This window comes from Microcystis sp. M20BS1 (genome assembly GCF_020245305.1).
In the GTDB taxonomy this organism is placed as follows: domain Bacteria; phylum Cyanobacteriota; class Cyanobacteriia; order Cyanobacteriales; family Microcystaceae; genus Microcystis; species Microcystis ichthyoblabe_A.
Genome location: NZ_JADBUZ010000178.1, coordinates 20,247 through 36,194 on the forward strand (window position 1 = coordinate 20,247; position 15,948 = coordinate 36,194).

14 protein-coding genes are annotated in these 15,948 nt (G+C 41.5%); 7 read left to right on the plus strand and 7 right to left on the minus strand.

Annotated elements, in window-relative coordinates; genetic code table 11:
* Positions 1-6: 6 nt before the first annotated feature.
* Positions 7-1,011, minus strand: a complete 1,005-nt coding sequence (locus IM507_RS17395) for a CHAD domain-containing protein (protein ID WP_069475128.1) — start codon at positions 1,009-1,011, stop codon at positions 7-9.
* Positions 1,012-1,129: 118 nt separating this feature from the next.
* On the opposite strand from IM507_RS17395, the gene IM507_RS17400 reads away from it, so the two are divergent.
* Positions 1,130-2,659, plus strand: coding sequence for a glycine betaine ABC transporter substrate-binding protein (locus tag IM507_RS17400; RefSeq protein WP_069475129.1), 1,530 nt, complete (start codon positions 1,130-1,132; stop codon positions 2,657-2,659).
* Here the strand turns inward: IM507_RS17400 and cysS are convergent.
* Positions 2,642-4,084, minus strand: a complete 1,443-nt coding sequence (gene cysS, locus IM507_RS17405; RefSeq protein ID WP_287637402.1) for a cysteine--tRNA ligase — start codon at positions 4,082-4,084, stop codon at positions 2,642-2,644. The genes IM507_RS17400 and cysS overlap by 18 nt on opposite strands.
* A 301-nt stretch (positions 4,085-4,385) precedes the next feature.
* Here cysS and IM507_RS17410 point away from each other — a divergent pair, with 301 nt between their 5' ends.
* Complete coding sequence (locus IM507_RS17410; RefSeq protein ID WP_002732855.1) at positions 4,386-4,661, plus strand: hypothetical protein; 276 nt, start codon at positions 4,386-4,388, stop codon at positions 4,659-4,661.
* Positions 4,662-4,918: 257 nt separating this feature from the next.
* Here the strand turns inward: IM507_RS17410 and IM507_RS17415 are convergent, their stop codons facing one another.
* Complete coding sequence (locus IM507_RS17415; protein ID WP_287637403.1) at positions 4,919-6,076, minus strand: NAD(P)/FAD-dependent oxidoreductase; 1,158 nt, start codon at positions 6,074-6,076, stop codon at positions 4,919-4,921.
* A gap of 121 nt (positions 6,077-6,197) precedes the next feature.
* Between IM507_RS17415 and IM507_RS17420 the strand changes: the two genes are divergently transcribed.
* Together IM507_RS17420 and IM507_RS17425 are read left to right on the plus strand one after the other, a co-directional pair.
* A complete protein-coding gene (locus IM507_RS17420; protein WP_123230842.1) occupies positions 6,198-6,839 on the plus strand; it encodes a Uma2 family endonuclease in 642 nt (213 codons plus the stop codon).
* A gap of 24 nt (positions 6,840-6,863) precedes the next feature.
* The gene (locus tag IM507_RS17425) at positions 6,864-7,505 is read left to right on the plus strand and encodes a Uma2 family endonuclease (protein WP_069475132.1); all 642 of its coding nucleotides are present in this window, start codon (positions 6,864-6,866) and stop codon (positions 7,503-7,505) included.
* On the opposite strand, the gene recN is transcribed toward IM507_RS17425, so the two are convergent.
* The 3 genes from recN to IM507_RS17440 form a co-directional block, all read right to left on the minus strand.
* On the minus strand, positions 7,482-9,236 hold the full coding sequence (recN, locus tag IM507_RS17430) for a DNA repair protein RecN (protein ID WP_287637404.1): 1,755 nt from the start codon (positions 9,234-9,236) through the stop codon (positions 7,482-7,484). The genes IM507_RS17425 and recN overlap by 24 nt on opposite strands.
* A gap of 183 nt (positions 9,237-9,419) precedes the next feature.
* The gene (gene rppA / locus IM507_RS17435) at positions 9,420-10,100 is read right to left on the minus strand and encodes a two-component system response regulator RppA (RefSeq protein ID WP_002793954.1); all 681 of its coding nucleotides are present in this window, start codon (positions 10,098-10,100) and stop codon (positions 9,420-9,422) included.
* A 140-nt stretch (positions 10,101-10,240) separates the two neighbouring features.
* Entirely contained in the window at positions 10,241-11,299 is a 1,059-nt protein-coding gene (locus tag IM507_RS17440; RefSeq protein WP_002734966.1) for a DUF2157 domain-containing protein, read from the minus strand.
* A gap of 178 nt (positions 11,300-11,477) precedes the next feature.
* Between IM507_RS17440 and IM507_RS17445 the strand changes: the two genes are divergently transcribed.
* From IM507_RS17445 to IM507_RS17455, 3 genes are all read left to right on the plus strand, one after another.
* Positions 11,478-11,948 (plus strand): DUF29 domain-containing protein, encoded by a 471-nt coding sequence (locus IM507_RS17445; protein ID WP_002733042.1) that lies wholly within the window; start codon positions 11,478-11,480, stop codon positions 11,946-11,948.
* Between the two features lie 716 nt (positions 11,949-12,664).
* On the plus strand, positions 12,665-13,105 hold the full coding sequence (locus IM507_RS17450) for a Fur family transcriptional regulator (protein ID WP_002731825.1): 441 nt from the start codon (positions 12,665-12,667) through the stop codon (positions 13,103-13,105).
* A 58-nt stretch (positions 13,106-13,163) separates the two neighbouring features.
* Positions 13,164-14,810: a DUF3685 domain-containing protein gene (locus IM507_RS17455; RefSeq protein ID WP_002733029.1), complete on the plus strand. Its 1,647-nt coding sequence runs from the start codon at positions 13,164-13,166 to the stop codon at positions 14,808-14,810.
* Between the two features lie 163 nt (positions 14,811-14,973).
* Here IM507_RS17455 and IM507_RS17460 read toward each other — a convergent pair whose 3' ends face one another.
* Entirely contained in the window at positions 14,974-15,543 is a 570-nt protein-coding gene (locus IM507_RS17460) for a TIGR04376 family protein (protein ID WP_123230840.1), read from the minus strand.
* Positions 15,544-15,948 lie beyond the last annotated feature (405 nt).

Sequence of the window (15,948 nt, forward strand, 5' to 3'; positions counted from 1 at the left end):
CTAATCTCAGGATTCTGGATTAGTTTCTAATTTTACACTATTTGGCCGAAAAATAGGCTGTAAAATTGTCTTGTGCAGACTTTTTCTGGTGTCAGCGTCAAGGAATTTCTTTTGTAAGGGTTGCCATTCTTGCCATTTTTGGTGACGGATATTTCGGAAAATTTCGAGTAAGGTGGGCATTTCCTTGGCGAGACAATTGGGGAAAATTTGGCTAAGAAAATCCGAGAGAACACAACAATCCTGCATTTCTCCGAGAATACTTTGAAGGTTTTTAATATCTTCTAGGTACTCTTGATATTTGTCGCCATAAAACTGAGTGAATAACTCCATATTATAGCGGGAACGCTTGGCTTCTTTGCGAAGATCATGCAGTAATAATCCTTCCTTTTCCAATAAGTCATCAATTTCTTGACTAGAAAACTCTCTTACTTTTTGATCTTCCTCTAAATTTACCCCAACTAACCAGCCTTCGTGCAGTAAAAAGCGACTCGCTTGCGGTAATAATAAGTCTGGTAAAACCGTGGCAATATCTAATTTTCCTATCGGTTGATAGGTGGGATTATCCAACCAACTGGCAAAATCTGCCTTAAAATTGAGAAATTTATCGGACTTTAACAGCTTTTCTACCTTAGCAAATGCCTTTTTTCTTTGTTGTTCGAGAACTTGTAAAACTTTCTTTAGTAAATCCTGTTCTTTCGGGGGCAAAATTGGCTGATAATGACCGATAAAAGCCTCTTTTAACACATCTAAATCCCGCAATTCTCCTAAAATTCTGCCCAGATTACCCACCCGTTTTTGATCGGCAGATTTCGGCATGGTTAAAGCGGGTGCAAAACCAGTTAAAGTACTGCGAAGACGGCGCATTCCCACACGAATTTGATGTAATTCTTCCGTATCCTGATCGAGTAAAACCCCAGCTTCGTGTCTAAGAACTTTATGAAAATGTTTATCAATACCGATATAGGCCCAATCGGCAACAGTTTTAGCCCGAGGATTAAATTTGTTAGTCATTGGTCTTTAGGGAGGAAATAATGTCAAGATGGTGATAGAATCTTTAAATCAAGACTGGAACTAATAGATACTATTTATTCTATACAATAGGATGAAGCAGCCGCTTTAAGGGAAGTTTATGGATAGTTTTTGGCTAGATTATGGGGGGGAAATCGCTTTTCGCACAGGAGAGCATCTTTTCTTGACGGGAATAGCCATGGCTATGGGTAGCTTAATCGGGATTCCTCTAGGTATTTTAATTAGTCGTCAAGCTATTCTCGCCCCACCGATTATAGCGATCGTTAACACCCTACAGACTATCCCCAGTTTAGCCCTATTTGGTTTTTTAATTTCCGTGCCTTTTTTGGGAGGAATCGGCAAAATTCCCGCTATTGTTGCCCTAACTCTCTATACTTTACTGCCAATTGTTTTAAATACCTATCTGGGCATCAAAAAAGTTGATCCCGAATTAAAATTAGCCGGGTTATCCCTAGGCATGACCGACGGTCAAATCCTGCGCTATATCGAATTACCCTTGGCAGGGGCGACAATTTTGGCAGGAGTGAGAATTGCCACGGTGATTGCTATCGGTGTAGCTACGATCGCAGCCGCCATTGGTGGCGGTGGTTTGGGAGTGTTTATTTTTCGCGGTATTGCCACGGTCAACAATCAGTTAATTTTGGCGGGGGCAATTCCTGCCGCTTTTTTAGCCCTTGTTGCCGATTGGAGTCTCGGTCGGCTAGAAAAGACCTTTTCCCCTTCGCAACGTCCGAAAAAGCCCTCTAAATGGCAATGGGGCTTAGGTTTAATTGGGTTGGCCTTGCTATCTTTCCTCTTGACTCAAATTTTCCATTCATCCCCCGGCACAGTGGTGATCGGTTCCAAAAATTTTACCGAACAGGTGATTTTAGGGGAAATTTTGGCACAGGAAATCGAAAAAGAGACGAATTTACGGGTTGAACGTCAATTTAATCTCGGTGGTACTCTGATCTGTCATGAAGCGGTGAAAGCGGGTAAAATCGACGGTTATGTGGAGTATTCTGGCACGGCTTTCACGGGAATTTTACAGGAAAAACCCCTGAACGATGCCCGATTAGTCTTTGAAAAGCTGCAAGAGATTTATCCAGAAAAATTTAATCTAGAAGTCTTTCCCAGTTTAGGATTCGAGAATACTTTCGCCATTGTTATCCGGGGAGAAACCGCCAGTCAATACAATCTTAAAACTCTCTCGCAGGTGGCTAAATATACCCCCAATTGGCAAGCGGGTTTTGGTTATGAATTTTTGGAAAGGGAAGACGGTTACAAGGGATTAGCAAAGACCTACGGCCTAACTTTTGCCCAACCCCCGAAAGTGATGGATTTAGGGTTAATGTACCGCGCTTTAGCCGAAAAACAGGTGGATTTAGTGGCGGGAAATTCCACCGATGGCTTAATTCCCGTGCTAGATTTAGTCATCCTAGAAGATGATCAACGCTATTTTCCTCCCTACGAAGCGGTACCGATTTTTAACCGGGATAGTTTGCAAAAATATCCGCAATTGCGACAGGTTTTAGCCAAACTCACTGGCAAAATTACCTCCAGCACTATGCAGAAATTAAACTATCAGGTGGATGGCCGCAATCGCAAAGTAGAGGAAGTGGTTAAAGAATTTCTAGTCTCCCTCTCTTAACCATTTAGTCACTCCCCCGGGTTGGTCGATTAAACTAATGCCTTGGGCTTTTAATTCTGCACGAATGCGATCGCTTTCGGCGTAATTTTTCGCTTTTTTTGCCTCTGTCCGTTGTTGGATGAGATTTTCGATATCCGCTGCACTAATTCCCTCAGAAACAGGGGTTTCTCCCTGGTCAGCGGCAATTTCTAAGCCCAAAACCCTAGACAATTTCACCAAAGTATGCCATTTTACCGCTAATTGGGCCAGATTGCTGTCTGTCTTACCCGCATGGGTTAAATTATTACCCTCCTTGCGTAATTCCTTAGCGATTTCAAATAACACTGCTAAACCACCGGCAAAGTTAAAATCGTGATTTACCGCCTCTTGAAAGCGATTTTCTAGCTCTTGGTCGGTAATTCTGGGATTATCGGGCGGAAGATGCTTATAACCAAAGGATAAACCCTCTTGTAAAGTATGCCAGCCATTAGTGGCCGCCTGCAATCCCTCATCGGAAAAATCGATCGGTTTGCGGTATTGGGCGCCTAAAATTAATAATCTCACGGCTAAGGGGTCATATTTTGCCAATAACTCGCGAATAGTGATGAAATTACCGAGGGATTTCGACATTTTTTCCCCGGCCACCTTAACCATGCCATTATGTAACCAATAGTGGGCTAGAGGTTTACCCGTAGCCGCTTCACTTTGGGCAATTTCGTTTTCGTGGTGGGGAAAAATCAGATCACTTCCCCCCACATGAATATCGATAGTTTCTCCCAATTGTTCTTTAACCATGGCCGAACATTCAATATGCCAGCCCGGACGACCTTGGCCCCAGGGAGAATCCCAACTAGGTTCCCCCGGTTTTGCCCCCTTCCAGAGGGCAAAATCAAAGGGGTCTTGTTTTTTAATTGCTTCCGGGTCGTCGGTTTCTACCCGGCCGCTGGCGCCAGCTTGCAGATCATCCAGTTTTCGCCCCGATAGTTTGCCATAATCAGAAAAACGACGGACGGAGTAGTAAACATCGCCATCGCTGGGGTAAGCATAGCCTTTTTGTTCTAATTCATAGACTAGGCGCTTGATACCGTCGAGGGTATGAGTGGCCCGGGGATAAGCGTCCGCCGGTCTGACTCCTAATTTTGCCATATCCTCAAAGTAGGCCTCGATAAATTTCTCGGCTACGGCTGCCATGGTGGTATGTTCATTTTTAGCCCGATTGAGAATTTTATCGTCAATATCGGTGAAATTCTGAATATAGCGCACTTTATAACCGAGATACTCCAAATAACGCCGCACCACATCCCAAACCACACAGGTACGCGCATGACCCAAATGGCAATAATCATAGACGGTAATGCCGCAGCAATACATGGAGACAATGCCGGGGATGAGGGGGGTAAAGGGTTCTTCGCGACGACTGAGGGTGTTGTAGAGGATTAAGGTCATGGAGGGGGAATTTTTTTTCTGGGGAAAAAGGCTAGTCCAATTTTATAGCAGTTATCAGTGATCAGTTATCAGTTACCGCTAACCACTTTCCCCGTTCCCTGAATTTCGTTACTATACTTTGTGTTTTTTGTCAAGAGGTTTTTAGGGTTTTAGTAAAGATATGACGGTAAGATTCGAGGAGATAGGACTGTTTTGATGACAACTATTATTGATAGAATCGATAGAATAACGAGAGGAAAGCTTGATTGTTTGCCTTAACCGACAATTTTTATTGTTAATCAACTTTGACCAGACCATCATCATGAATGAACCACCTAATAGCGCTGGCGATGAAATCCAATTACCCCGGGGAGAAAGAGTTGACCAGCTAAGACATCTGATCGAAACCCTACGCATTGCCGATGAAGTGGCCAATCGCGGTTATTTGATTACCAGCGCCGAAGTGGCCGATTTAATGGATATTAATCCAGGGGCCGTTACCAGTCGCGGCGACCATTGGCCGTGGCGAAATTGGGTAATCTCCCGGGTCAGACGCGAGGGAAACCAAATTCTTTGGCAATTGGAAAAAGTCGATTAGGGTTAATTGCAACCATCAGTTAATTTCTCTCTTAACTTTTGTCAATTAGCAATTAGGGTTTGCTAAATAAATCTAAAAACCTTGTTGGGTAAGACTTTTAGACTTTTGGTCAATCAAAAAGTCCCAGAGCTGGGAGGGATCGGGGGGAAAATTCTGGGACTTTTTCCCTGAAAATTAGGTAATTTACCAGATGAAAATGGGTAAAAACCTACACCCCACACCCCACACCCCACACCCTGTCCCCACGAAAAACTTTTTCAGCAAACCCTAATTATTTCGTCATTTTCCCCCAGCAGATGACGCGCAAAACGTCGAGCTAGGGGCGGAGCCGATACAAGTGTACTGGTAAAACCAGAAAATACCTGCAATCCCACTTTATCGGCGATCGCTCCCACCAGAGGCCGTCCCGAGGGGGCAAAGGCCACTAGGCAATGATGACAGCTGCCGGGGAGAGAGGCTAAAGAGGGCAGCAATGTCCCCACGGCGGCGCGTATTGCTTTTTCCCCCGTCAGAGGGTTTAAACTCGCATCTGGATCGGTGATAATGGCGCTAATTTGCCCTAGATAAAGGCTTTGATCCCGGAATTGTACCGCCCCCGTTTCTAAAACACTGGCAATTATTTCTGGGGTTTCTCTCTGCCAAATGCCCTGCTTTTCTAGTTGGGTGATTTTTTGCTCTAATAGCAATCTGGCAGGAATTGCGGGCATAACTAGGGTGTTTAATTTGATCTCAGTGGGGGGAATTTTGATCACCTGGGCATGGGTAAAATAGACGGGAGCAGCAATACCGGATTTTTGCAGTAAAGACCGGGTTAATCCCCCCGCACAGACGATAGTTTCCCCGGCAGAATAATTATTTTTAGGAGTTTTTACGCCGGTAATTCTCGATGCAGTTTCAATTAATTCGATGACAGCTTCCCGAATAATCGTGCCTCCCAGACGCAGAAAAGCTTGTTGATAGGCAAGATTAGTTTTTTCGGCGTTGATGTGACCGTGGGGCAGTCGTAAAGCTCCGGAGATAGCAGCGGGATTTAATAGGGGTTCTAAAGCGATCGCTGCTTGCGGATCGAGAATTTCGGGAGTAATAGCAAAGATAGCAAATTTTTCGGCCACAGTGACCGGATCATCTTCGGGGTTAACGGTGAGAATTAACTCTATGTCCCGGTATTCGTTATCTATGCCCAATTCCTGGGATAAATTGCGCTGAATTTCTCGACCTTCTTGATATAATTTTCTCTCGATTTCTGTGGTGGCCGACCAATAGGCTAAACCCCCGTAACTGTAGAAAGTGGCATTGAGGGGATGGGTTTCTTTTTCTAATAAAAGGACTCGACTGCCTAGGTTAGCTAGTTCGTAGCTTAAAACGGAACCGGTGATACCACCACCGATAATTATGTAATCATAAGTTGTGGTCATAATTGGGCTAATTTTTTCTCAATTAATCTATTCTATCATTATACTTGCTCAGTTCCCTAGTTCTGATTTGATCAATAATTGCTATAATTAGAGAAAAAGTTCAAAGCGAGACAGGATAACTATGCAACAGCTAGAAACTAGGGGGATAACTGACTCATGGATTAAAGGTAGTTGGGAAGAATACTTAGAAGCAATTAAAAACTTCCCAGAGAATCAAGGAAAAAGTTATTATTACAATGGCTATTATCGATTAGAAATGACTCCTATTGGATTTGAACACGCTAGAGATCATCATGTTGTCTTTTTGGGGGTGAGTCTCTACGCTATCCTCAAAGAAATTCCTTTTCAAGGACTCCCCACTTGTTCTTATCGCAAAAGAGGAATTAGAGAAGTGCAGCCAGATATATCTTACTATCTAGGAGAGAAAGCGAATCTGATACCAAATGGGACTTCGATTATTGATTTAAATCAGTATCCTCCACCAGATTTAGTCATTGAAATCTCAAAATCTACCTTCAATGATGACTTAGGTAATAAACGCTTACTCTACGAAGAATTAGGAGTTAGTGAATACTGGAGTGTTAAGGTAGATGACCCTCAAATATTCGCTTTTGAAATAATCGATCGAGGTAGTAAAAGAATTGATATATCAAAGGTTTTACCTAATTTAAAACTTGCGGTTTTAGAGTCAGCTTTACAACAGGCACGCACCAGAGATCAAAGTCAGGTAGGACGTTGGTTAATCAGTCAATTTCAAGGTTAACCCCATAAAATCGAGGCTAATATTATGCAACAGCTAGAAACTACTATCTCGACAGATTTATGGATGAAAGCTAGTTGGGAAGAATACTTAGAAGCAATTAAAAACTTCCCAGAAAATCAAGGAAAAAGTTATTATCACAATGGCTATTATCGATTAGAAATGACTCCTATTGGTAACGATCATGCCAGCGATCATGCTATTTTGATCTTCGCTGTTAGTCTCTATGCCACCCTAAAAAATCTGACCTTTAATGCCAAAGATAATTGCAGTTTTCGCAGGTCTGGTTATCGAGAAGTTCAACCGGATATATCTTATTATTTTGCCGAGAAAGCTAATCTGATTCCCTACGGTACTTTGATTATTGATTTGAATCAGTATCCCCCACCAGATTTAGTCATTGAAATCTCAAAATCTACCCTTAATGATGACTTAGGTAATAAACGCTTACTCTATGAAGAATTAGGAGTTAGTGAATACTGGAGTGTTAACGTCGATTATCCCCAAATATTCGCTTTTAAAATAATCGATCGAGGTAGTAAAAGAATTGATATATCAAAGGTTTTACCTAATTTAAGACTTGCGGTTTTAGAGTCAGCTTTACAACAGGCACGCACCAGAGATCAAAGTCAGGTAGGACGTTGGTTAATCAGTCAATTTCAAGGTTAAATCCTGCTGTTTTTTGGCAGCCGCTTTCTCCAATAAAGACTCGGCAAAAGCGATGGCAGCCGCTGCCGAATTTCCTCCCGTTAATTGTGCCAATTCTTCCCTTCTCGTCTGACGATTATCGAGAGAAGTAACCCGGACAACCGTGCGAATTTCCGAGAGATTAGTGGAATCATCTTCGGCAATCATTTGTTTATAAACGCGAAAATGGTGATCAGCTAAAGCAGCCACTAAGGGTTGATGAGTAACGCACAAAACTTGATATTGTTGACCTAATTGATCTAATTTATCGGCAATTGCCTGGGCAACTTTTCCCGATACTCCCGCATCAATTTCGTCAAAAATTAGGGTTGTCGCTGCCGATTGGGATTGGGAAAAACAGGACTTTAACGCTAGGAGAAAACGACTCATTTCTCCTCCGGAAGCGGTACTGGATAAAGGTTGGATTTTTTCCCCTGGATTGGGACTAAAATAAAATCCCACTTGATCGACTCCCAGACTGCTAGGATTACCCGGGTTAATCCGACAGACAAAAATCACCTTTTCCATGGCTAAAGGTTTTAATTCCTGTACCAATTGTTTTTCTAGTTGACTAGCGGTTTCTTGTCGCAAAAAGGTCAACTGAGTGCTAGTTTCTCGATAGATTTTTTCCTGTTGCTGACAAATTTTTTCTAATTCCTCAATCGATTGTCCTTCTCCCGTCAACTCCGCTAATTCCTGCTGTAATTTCTGATAATAATCGATCGCTTCGGCTAAACTTGGGCCATATTTGCGACAAATGCGCTTAAGTTGGACAATTCTCTCTTCTATCTCGTTCAATCTCTCCGGATCTGCCTCTAGACTATCCCCATAAACGTTGATTTCCTGTCCCGCTTCCACCACCTGATTTAATGCCGATCGCACCATCTCTAAAATTGGCTCTAAACTGCTATCATAAACCATCATATTTGTCAAGATATTTTCAGCTTTTCCTAACAAATCAGCGACGGCGGGTTGATCGCGATCATTTTGGTAGAGTAGTTGATAGACTTGATAGCTGGAATTTTGTAAATCGACACCGTGGGAGAGTCGGTTTCTTTCCTGTTCTAACTGTTCCAACTCGTTAGCGTCAGTTAAATTAGCTGATTCTAGTTCTTTTAGTTGATATTCTAATAAATCTAATCTCTGTAGGCGATTTTGTTCCGATTGCAATCTATTATTGAAAATATTCTTGCTTTCTTGCCAGTTAGCGTAGGCTGTGGCTACCTTTTCCCGCTGCTGCAGCAGGGATTCACCCCCGTAGAGATCTAATAATTCCCTCTGTCGATTAGCGTCCATTAACTGAACTGTTTGACCTTGGGCGGTGATTTCTACCAAAAAATCTCTTATTTGCGCCATTTGTTGGCGATTAGCGACGACTCCGTTAATCCGAGAACGAGAACGCAAGGAATTATTAGTAATCACTAATTCCCGGCTGATGGTCAGACTATTATCCTCTAATGGGTCAATTTCCTGACTTTCTAGCCAAACAATTAATTCTGGAGTCAGAGAAAAAGTCGCTTCTAGGGTTGATTGTTGGCTTCCCTGACGGATGACGCGATGATTGACTTTACCACCGAGAACAATATCGATCGCATCTAATATAATCGATTTTCCTGCCCCCGTCTCACCGGTCAGTACATTTAATCCGCTGCCGAAAGTTAATTCTAAGCGATCGATGAGGGTAAAATTTTCAATTTGTAGGCAGGATAACATATATCAGTAATCAGTAATCAGTTGCTAAGTAGGTAGGCGTTAAAAATTATCAGATGCCCCCTTATTAAGGGGGGATACCCCCTTAATCCCCCCTTATCAAGGGGGGCAGGGGGGATCGAACCTAAAATCCATTTTTAATTTAATTATAACCAGCTACTTATTCTCATTATCCTTCAGCATTCCCTAATTTTCCCCGAAACGGTAGCCCTTCCCATAGACAGTATTAATTAGAGGTGTTTCTCCAGGCGCTTCGATTTTACGACGCAGTAAGCGCATCAGGGCAGGAACCACATTACTATTAGGTTGCTCCCCTTCTGACCAGAGATGCTGATAAATTTGTTCATGGGTGAGAAGTTGCCCCGGATGGGTCATAAATAAAGTTAACAATTGTATTTCTTTTGCTGATAAACTGATCGTGCGACCGTGACGATAGGCCACTTGATTTTCGCTATCGAGTTCTAAATCAGCACATTTTAGTTTACTGCTATTACTAGCTTCAAAATTGGGAGAACGACGCAATAAAGCGCGGACTCTCGCTAATAATTCTCGCAGTTGAAAGGGTTTGACTAAATAATCATCAGCACCAGCATCTAATCCCGCCACTCGATCGTCTATGGTATCCTTAGCGGTTAGAAACAAAACGGGAGTGGTGTCCCCCTGATCCCGTAAATATTGACAGATTTGTAATCCGGATTGCTGGGGTAACATCCAATCGAGAATTAAGAGGTCATAATTATTCTCTTGTGCCAATTCTAACCCCGTCCGACCATTATCAGCAATATCAACTTCATAGCCTTCTTGAGCAAGAATTTGTTCTAAGGGTTCGGTTAATTCTTTTTCATCGTCAACGATAAGTATTCGCATAGAAGGAAGATTATCAGTTATCAGTTATCAGTGATCAGTTATCAGTGATCAGTTATCAGTGATCAGTTATCAGATGTGAGTTATCAGTTCACTGTTTACTGATTACTGTTTACTGATCACTGAAAAACCATTTCTCCTAATTATCTATCTTTGGGTAATAAATTGCGCCATTCGAGAGGGATATAACTTTCAATAAATCTAGCTAGGGTGGGGTAATGACGCTGATACAAAACTCCCATATAGATAATACCAAGTCCCAGGGCGGTTAGGGCAAAGGGAAAGAAAATTGAATCGGCAAAGAGACGATAGGAGAGATAGGAAAGATAGGCAAATACTCCGATACCTCCAAAAACCACAAATAATCTTCTTTTTAGCAGGACGGATAATAACATCAATCCCAAGTTAATTAGACAGTACAAAAATCGTTGCGCTTCATTATCATCGATGAGGAGAGATAAACTAAACCAAAACATAATTAATCCGAATAAGTACAGCCAAAAAGCAAAATCACCCCGACTACGGCGCTGACGTACATCAATTAAATAGGCAGTTATTAAACAGGCAATTCCAAACCAAAAGGATACCCACAGTCGCAGTCTCCATGTATATTCGTTCTCTCCAAATAGTAAAGAGGTTAAGTCCATTGACATATACCACAGACTAAAGGCGATCGGTGCAGTTAAAAAAGGAAATTTAACAAATCGCAAAGTTATTAATCCTGCGATAATCGTGCCTAATTCCATTAAAAACCAACTGCCTTTAGTCCAGGTATGGAAATCTCGATAGATAGCTGGATATCCGGCTTGCCAGTATCCTGTCCAGCGTTGTAAACCATAGATTGCTAAGGGAGTCATTGCCACTGCCATGGTAAATAAAAGGCCGCCGGGGATTTTGAGATTTTGCTGAAAATAGAGATTTTTCCCCGCAAAAATAAAACAAATTGCATAAAACAGGGCGATAAAAAATAGTCCTGCACCACCGAAACTCTCCCAAGCTTCGTTCATCAACCACCCCAGGGCAGAGATAACAATTAATGCCCCAAAATAATAGGCTACATTAGCAAAATTAAAGCGAGGGCGATTAACTTCATCTTCTTGGGGATAACGGGATATAAAAGCCGTCCATAAATTTTCAGCTTGGCTGGCAGTAATTAGGTTTTGTTGTACCGCCCAATCAAAATCTTCTCTTTCTAGTCTCATAATATTCTCTAGTCCTTAAGCTAAGATGTATTTTAACCGCTTATCCTAAGGATAAGGGAATAGGGCATAGGCGCAGATGTTAAATCCTGTAGTAAAACTTAACATTTACCGATTGCAACATCCGAAATCTGCAAAATAGAGTACAATTCAATCTATATTAACTATTATCGAAGCAATTATGATAACTAAATCAGAACTCTATGAACAAGATTTTCAATTATGGCTGATAACAACAATAGGTCAGTTAGAACAAGGAGATTTTCAGGCATTAGATGTATCTCATTTGGTTGAGGAGTTGAAAGAATTGGGTAAATCAGATAAAAATGCCTTGGAAGGAAATTTAATGATTTTGCTGGCTCATTTACTGAAATTAAAAGTACAATCCTCCGCCCCTGAAAGCATGAAATCTAGCTGGTATAGCTCCATTGTCGAACACAGGGAACGAGTTGTCGCCTTACTAGAAAACACCCCTTCTTTGAAATCTCATCTAGCAATCGCCATCGATAAAACCTATCCTAAAGGTCGCAAAATTGCCATCAAGGAAAGTAAATTGGCTGACTTTGGAATTGCGATTCCTCCAGAGGAAGCATATCCCTTAGACTGCCCTTTTTCTTTAGAACAGATTCTTGATGAAGATTTCTATGGCTGATAATTCATATTTAATCCATCAGCTAAGACACTTTCAAAATGCTTCTAAAAAGTCTTCAAATCTCAAAAACTGGGAAGCTATACAAGTCACATCTGTCTCCCGATACTAAGCGACTCGACTGACTTTAAATAGAGCTTACAAGCTTTTTTGCCCAACCCTAGTTAATCAGCCTTCAAGAATAAGTAAAAATTATAAATTTAAGGTAAATAATTAAAATATTTAAATATTTGGGGCGATTAGTTCAATGTAACAAGTAAGTTACAAGATTTTGATTTTCCCAGAATTTGCCAAAATTTAGCTGTAAATCGGGGTTGCCTAGATTTAATAATATGGTATGATCGTGGTATTCTGTGGGCTTAGTTTAAGCATTAAACTTTAAATCAAGGCAAAACCAAGGCAATCAGGGGACTGTGTTGATTCTCTTGCCCAAAAAAAGCCGCCAGTGATGAAATTTTTTTATGCTGCAATTTTTGAAGTTTTGTAAAGGCTATTGACTTAAAGCCAGAATTGTGTAAGTTGAGATTTTTAGTACAAATGCTCAGACTTTTCCTTCCTACTCTGGCGCTCTTGTCTCCCTACAACGAAAATTTTTTATCTCACCATTGAGATAACTGCTCTGAGATGGGCTAAAAACTGGGGCAATGTGGACATCGATCGAAAGACTAAGCTAAACTGGTAATGACTATGTATTAGGGCGGAGGTCAACGGATACAACTATGGACAATTTGGAGGTAAAACAAAAACCGATCCGGTGTTTAGAAGATGCGATCGAAAGGTGTCAAACTTTAGGAATGCGGGTTAGTCGTCAGCGTCGCTATATTTTAGAATTGCTGTGGCAAGCGCAGGAACACCTATCAGCGCGAGAAATTTATGATCGTCTCAATCTGCAAGGAAAAAACATCGGTCATACCTCAGTGTACCAAAACCTAGAGGCTCTATCGGGTCAAGGCATTATCGAATCTGTGGAACGCTGGGACGGCAGACTCTACGGCAACATCAGCGATTCCCACAGTCACATCAATTGTCTGGACAGTCAAGAAATCATCGATGTGCATATCCAACTTCCCCCGGAATTAATTAAACAGATCGAGGCATCGACGGGGGTAAAAATTACCGATTATCGCATCGATTTCTATGGCTATAAACAAAACAAATGAGCCAGATCACTGTATAATTGACCCTGTGAATAGTATCCGTTGACAGGCTGCAACTCTTGTGATTGATCGCCCTCTCACCCTAATTATCATCGATAATGACCCGATTTTCCGCTTGGGTCTGGTGCAGGCCTTGTCGCAGATAGAAAATATTAGTATCGTCACCGAAGGGGATTTAGAAACAATTTTCGCCTTGACTCTTAATCCGGCCCCCGAAATTATTATTATTGATCCTCTCTTTGATTGGTCTTACTGTGAAATTCTCCACTCTCGCTATCCCGAAAGTAAAATTGTTCTATTAACCTTTCCTCTCGACTCCCGACAGCAACTAATCGCCAGAGAATTAGGCATCGCCGGTTATATTCCCAAAGGCACAAACCTAGAGCAATTTATCACTATTTTAGGGCAAATTTCCCGGGATGAATCCCACGATGTTGTCCCTTCCCCTCTCACCATTGCTAACCGTCCAAGTTTAGCCCCTAGCCATTGGTTAATCACTGCCGGAAGAACGGGATTAAATCGCATCGAAAGTGAATTACATTTAATTGATCTCCACCTCAATCAACAGTCTTTATCCGGCTTTGATCGCTTTTATTGGCAGGGAAGAAAACGAGAACTTTTAGCAGCCCTATGGCTAGTGAGAAAACTAATTCCCCTGGAAGGGAGCTATTACAATTCAGCTTCAGCGACACCTCCGATAATAATTAACAATATCGATCGGGAATTACCAATTTTAAGCCGCGAGCGTCCCCTCTGTGTTTCGGCAGTTTTTGAGTCCACTTTAGCAGTTATTCGATCGCCTTTAATTAATAGAACAAAGATTAGTTTTGAAATTGATGTTTTACAGGATAATCGGCAACGGGAATTATTATATTTAGTTCTCGATGAAATTCGTAAAAATGTCGATGAAATGAGATATTTACAGGTTAGCAGCGGGGAATTAACCAGTCGCTTAAATCTGATTATTTACGATATCTGGGAGAAAGTTACGCGTAAATTTTTAGAAATTAATGCCTCGGTTTATGACGAAATTAGTAAAGGCAAACTTAATGAAATTATTCTGGAAGAAAGAGAGGCAATTCAAATAGAAATCCTCAATAAAATTCCTTTTACTCTTGACTTATTTTCCTATTTAGTGTACGAAAATAGTTTAACTATTGACGGAGTAGAATACCGAGCTAATGCTCCTGAAACTATCGCCAGAGCCGAAATTATCCTGCAAAATCTCATTCATAATATTGCCAATGCGGTGACGGTAATTATTCTCAATAACTTCTCGGAATCGGAAAGAATCAAACAAAAACTTTACCGGTCAGAATTTCTCATCGCCAGAAAATTAGCTAAAATCCGCAATGAATTATCTTGGAAATACCGACGGCAACAATATTGGCAAGAACCTAAAGATATCTTTGAAAGTCAATATCAATTATTTCACTATAGCGATGGAGAAATTCAATCTCTAGCCATTTATTCCCCCCGACAGGAAGAATTAAACAGTTTAACAGGCATACCCTGGTTAGTTTCGATCGCCTTAGAATTAAGAGACTCTTTATCCCCTCGTTTACGCGCTTTTTTTCGGGTGGTGGGTAATGGAGTAGTCTATATCCTTATCCAAGTTATCGGTAGGGGTATTGGTTTAGTAATTCGTGGGGTTTTACAGGGAGTCGGTAACACTTGGCAGGAAGTCAAAGGTAAAAAGGGATCATGAATTAAGTAGTCGTGCAAAATTAATTTCCTAGTCGAGACAGGAGACGGGATACAGCTATTAGGGATCGGATTTGAGTTTTCAGTTCACTGTTTACTCACAGCAGAAGTCTGACGGAGTAGTGGCTTAGATGTGTAATTAATTGTGCTTAGATACTTAACAGTAATTATCGTCCCATTTCTCGCTTTAATTTTTTCAATTCTTCTTCCATTTCCCATTCTTTAAATTTTAGATCGAGATTATCGTAGTTCGAGCGCTGATAGTCGGATTCTTGGGGTTGATCCCAAAAAGTGGTTTCCCAGTCACGCGACTGATTTTTAGGGGCTTTTTCGGCTTTAATTTGCACTTCTTGACGACGTTGTTGGATCTGTTGCAGTAACTCTTGAGATTGAGTCAGACGTTTTTTCACCCCTTCCATCCGTCCCCAAAGTTGATTACCCTGACGAAATAGAGCCGCCTCGCGTTCACTGGCAGCCTTAACCAAGTCCTGCCGTCCAGCGGCCTTAGCCTTATCAATTCTAGCGTGCCAAGTTTGGATATCTTGGGCAGTGGCCAAAATTTGCTGTTCGAGACGTTGACGCTCATTTTCTAGAGCGCTAATCAGTTTAGCCGTATCGCGCTCCTGTTCGCGCAGTTGTTCCACCAGCGCCTGTAATTCTAATTGGGGATGACTTTTGAGAAATTCTTCCAGTTGGGTTTCAAGAAAGCGACTAACATCATCAAATAGATTGCCCATCTGTGCAGTATCCTAAATTTGCAATTAAAGTCTAGGAGCGATTTTAATCCCCCTCTTTTTAGCATAGGCTAGATCAACCCTAGGTTTAAATATATTTGGGAAAAGTAGTACAAAAATGTTATTCGGCTGCCGGTTAGGGACGGGGAAACCAGTATAATAAAACTAAGTAGCTGGTTATAATTAAATTAAAAATGGATTTTAGGTTCGATCCCCCCTAGCCCCCCTTGATAAGGGGGGAAGCCGAAGGCGGGGGGATCCCCCTTGATAAGGGGGGTGCCGATCCCCCCTTAGTCCCCCCTTAATAAGCTATCCATTAGTCACATCTTTCTTAACATAAAATTTGACAAAAAGAGAAAAGTGTGCAAGATGGCTCAAGGGGGTTCTATGGGGGGACTAATTTGATGA

Excerpts from the sequence above, each read along its gene's own strand:
- IM507_RS17395 (WP_069475128.1), bottom strand. The coding sequence starts at position 1,011 with ATGACTAACAAATTTAATCCTCGGGCTAAAACTGTTGCCGATTGGGCC.
- IM507_RS17400 (WP_069475129.1), top strand. The coding sequence starts at position 1,130 with ATGGATAGTTTTTGGCTAGATTATGGGGGGGAAATCGCTTTTCGCACA.
- cysS (WP_287637402.1), bottom strand. The coding sequence starts at position 4,084 with ATGACCTTAATCCTCTACAACACCCTCAGTCGTCGCGAAGAACCCTTT.
- IM507_RS17410 (WP_002732855.1), top strand. The coding sequence starts at position 4,386 with ATGAATGAACCACCTAATAGCGCTGGCGATGAAATCCAATTACCCCGG.
- IM507_RS17415 (WP_287637403.1), bottom strand. The coding sequence starts at position 6,076 with ATGACCACAACTTATGATTACATAATTATCGGTGGTGGTATCACCGGT.
- IM507_RS17420 (WP_123230842.1), top strand. The coding sequence starts at position 6,198 with ATGCAACAGCTAGAAACTAGGGGGATAACTGACTCATGGATTAAAGGT.
- IM507_RS17425 (WP_069475132.1), top strand. The coding sequence starts at position 6,864 with ATGCAACAGCTAGAAACTACTATCTCGACAGATTTATGGATGAAAGCT.
- recN (WP_287637404.1), bottom strand. The coding sequence starts at position 9,236 with ATGTTATCCTGCCTACAAATTGAAAATTTTACCCTCATCGATCGCTTA.
- rppA (WP_002793954.1), bottom strand. The coding sequence starts at position 10,100 with ATGCGAATACTTATCGTTGACGATGAAAAAGAATTAACCGAACCCTTA.
- IM507_RS17440 (WP_002734966.1), bottom strand. The coding sequence starts at position 11,299 with ATGAGACTAGAAAGAGAAGATTTTGATTGGGCGGTACAACAAAACCTA.
- IM507_RS17445 (WP_002733042.1), top strand. The coding sequence starts at position 11,478 with ATGATAACTAAATCAGAACTCTATGAACAAGATTTTCAATTATGGCTG.
- IM507_RS17450 (WP_002731825.1), top strand. The coding sequence starts at position 12,665 with ATGGACAATTTGGAGGTAAAACAAAAACCGATCCGGTGTTTAGAAGAT.
- IM507_RS17460 (WP_123230840.1), bottom strand. The coding sequence starts at position 15,543 with ATGGGCAATCTATTTGATGATGTTAGTCGCTTTCTTGAAACCCAACTG.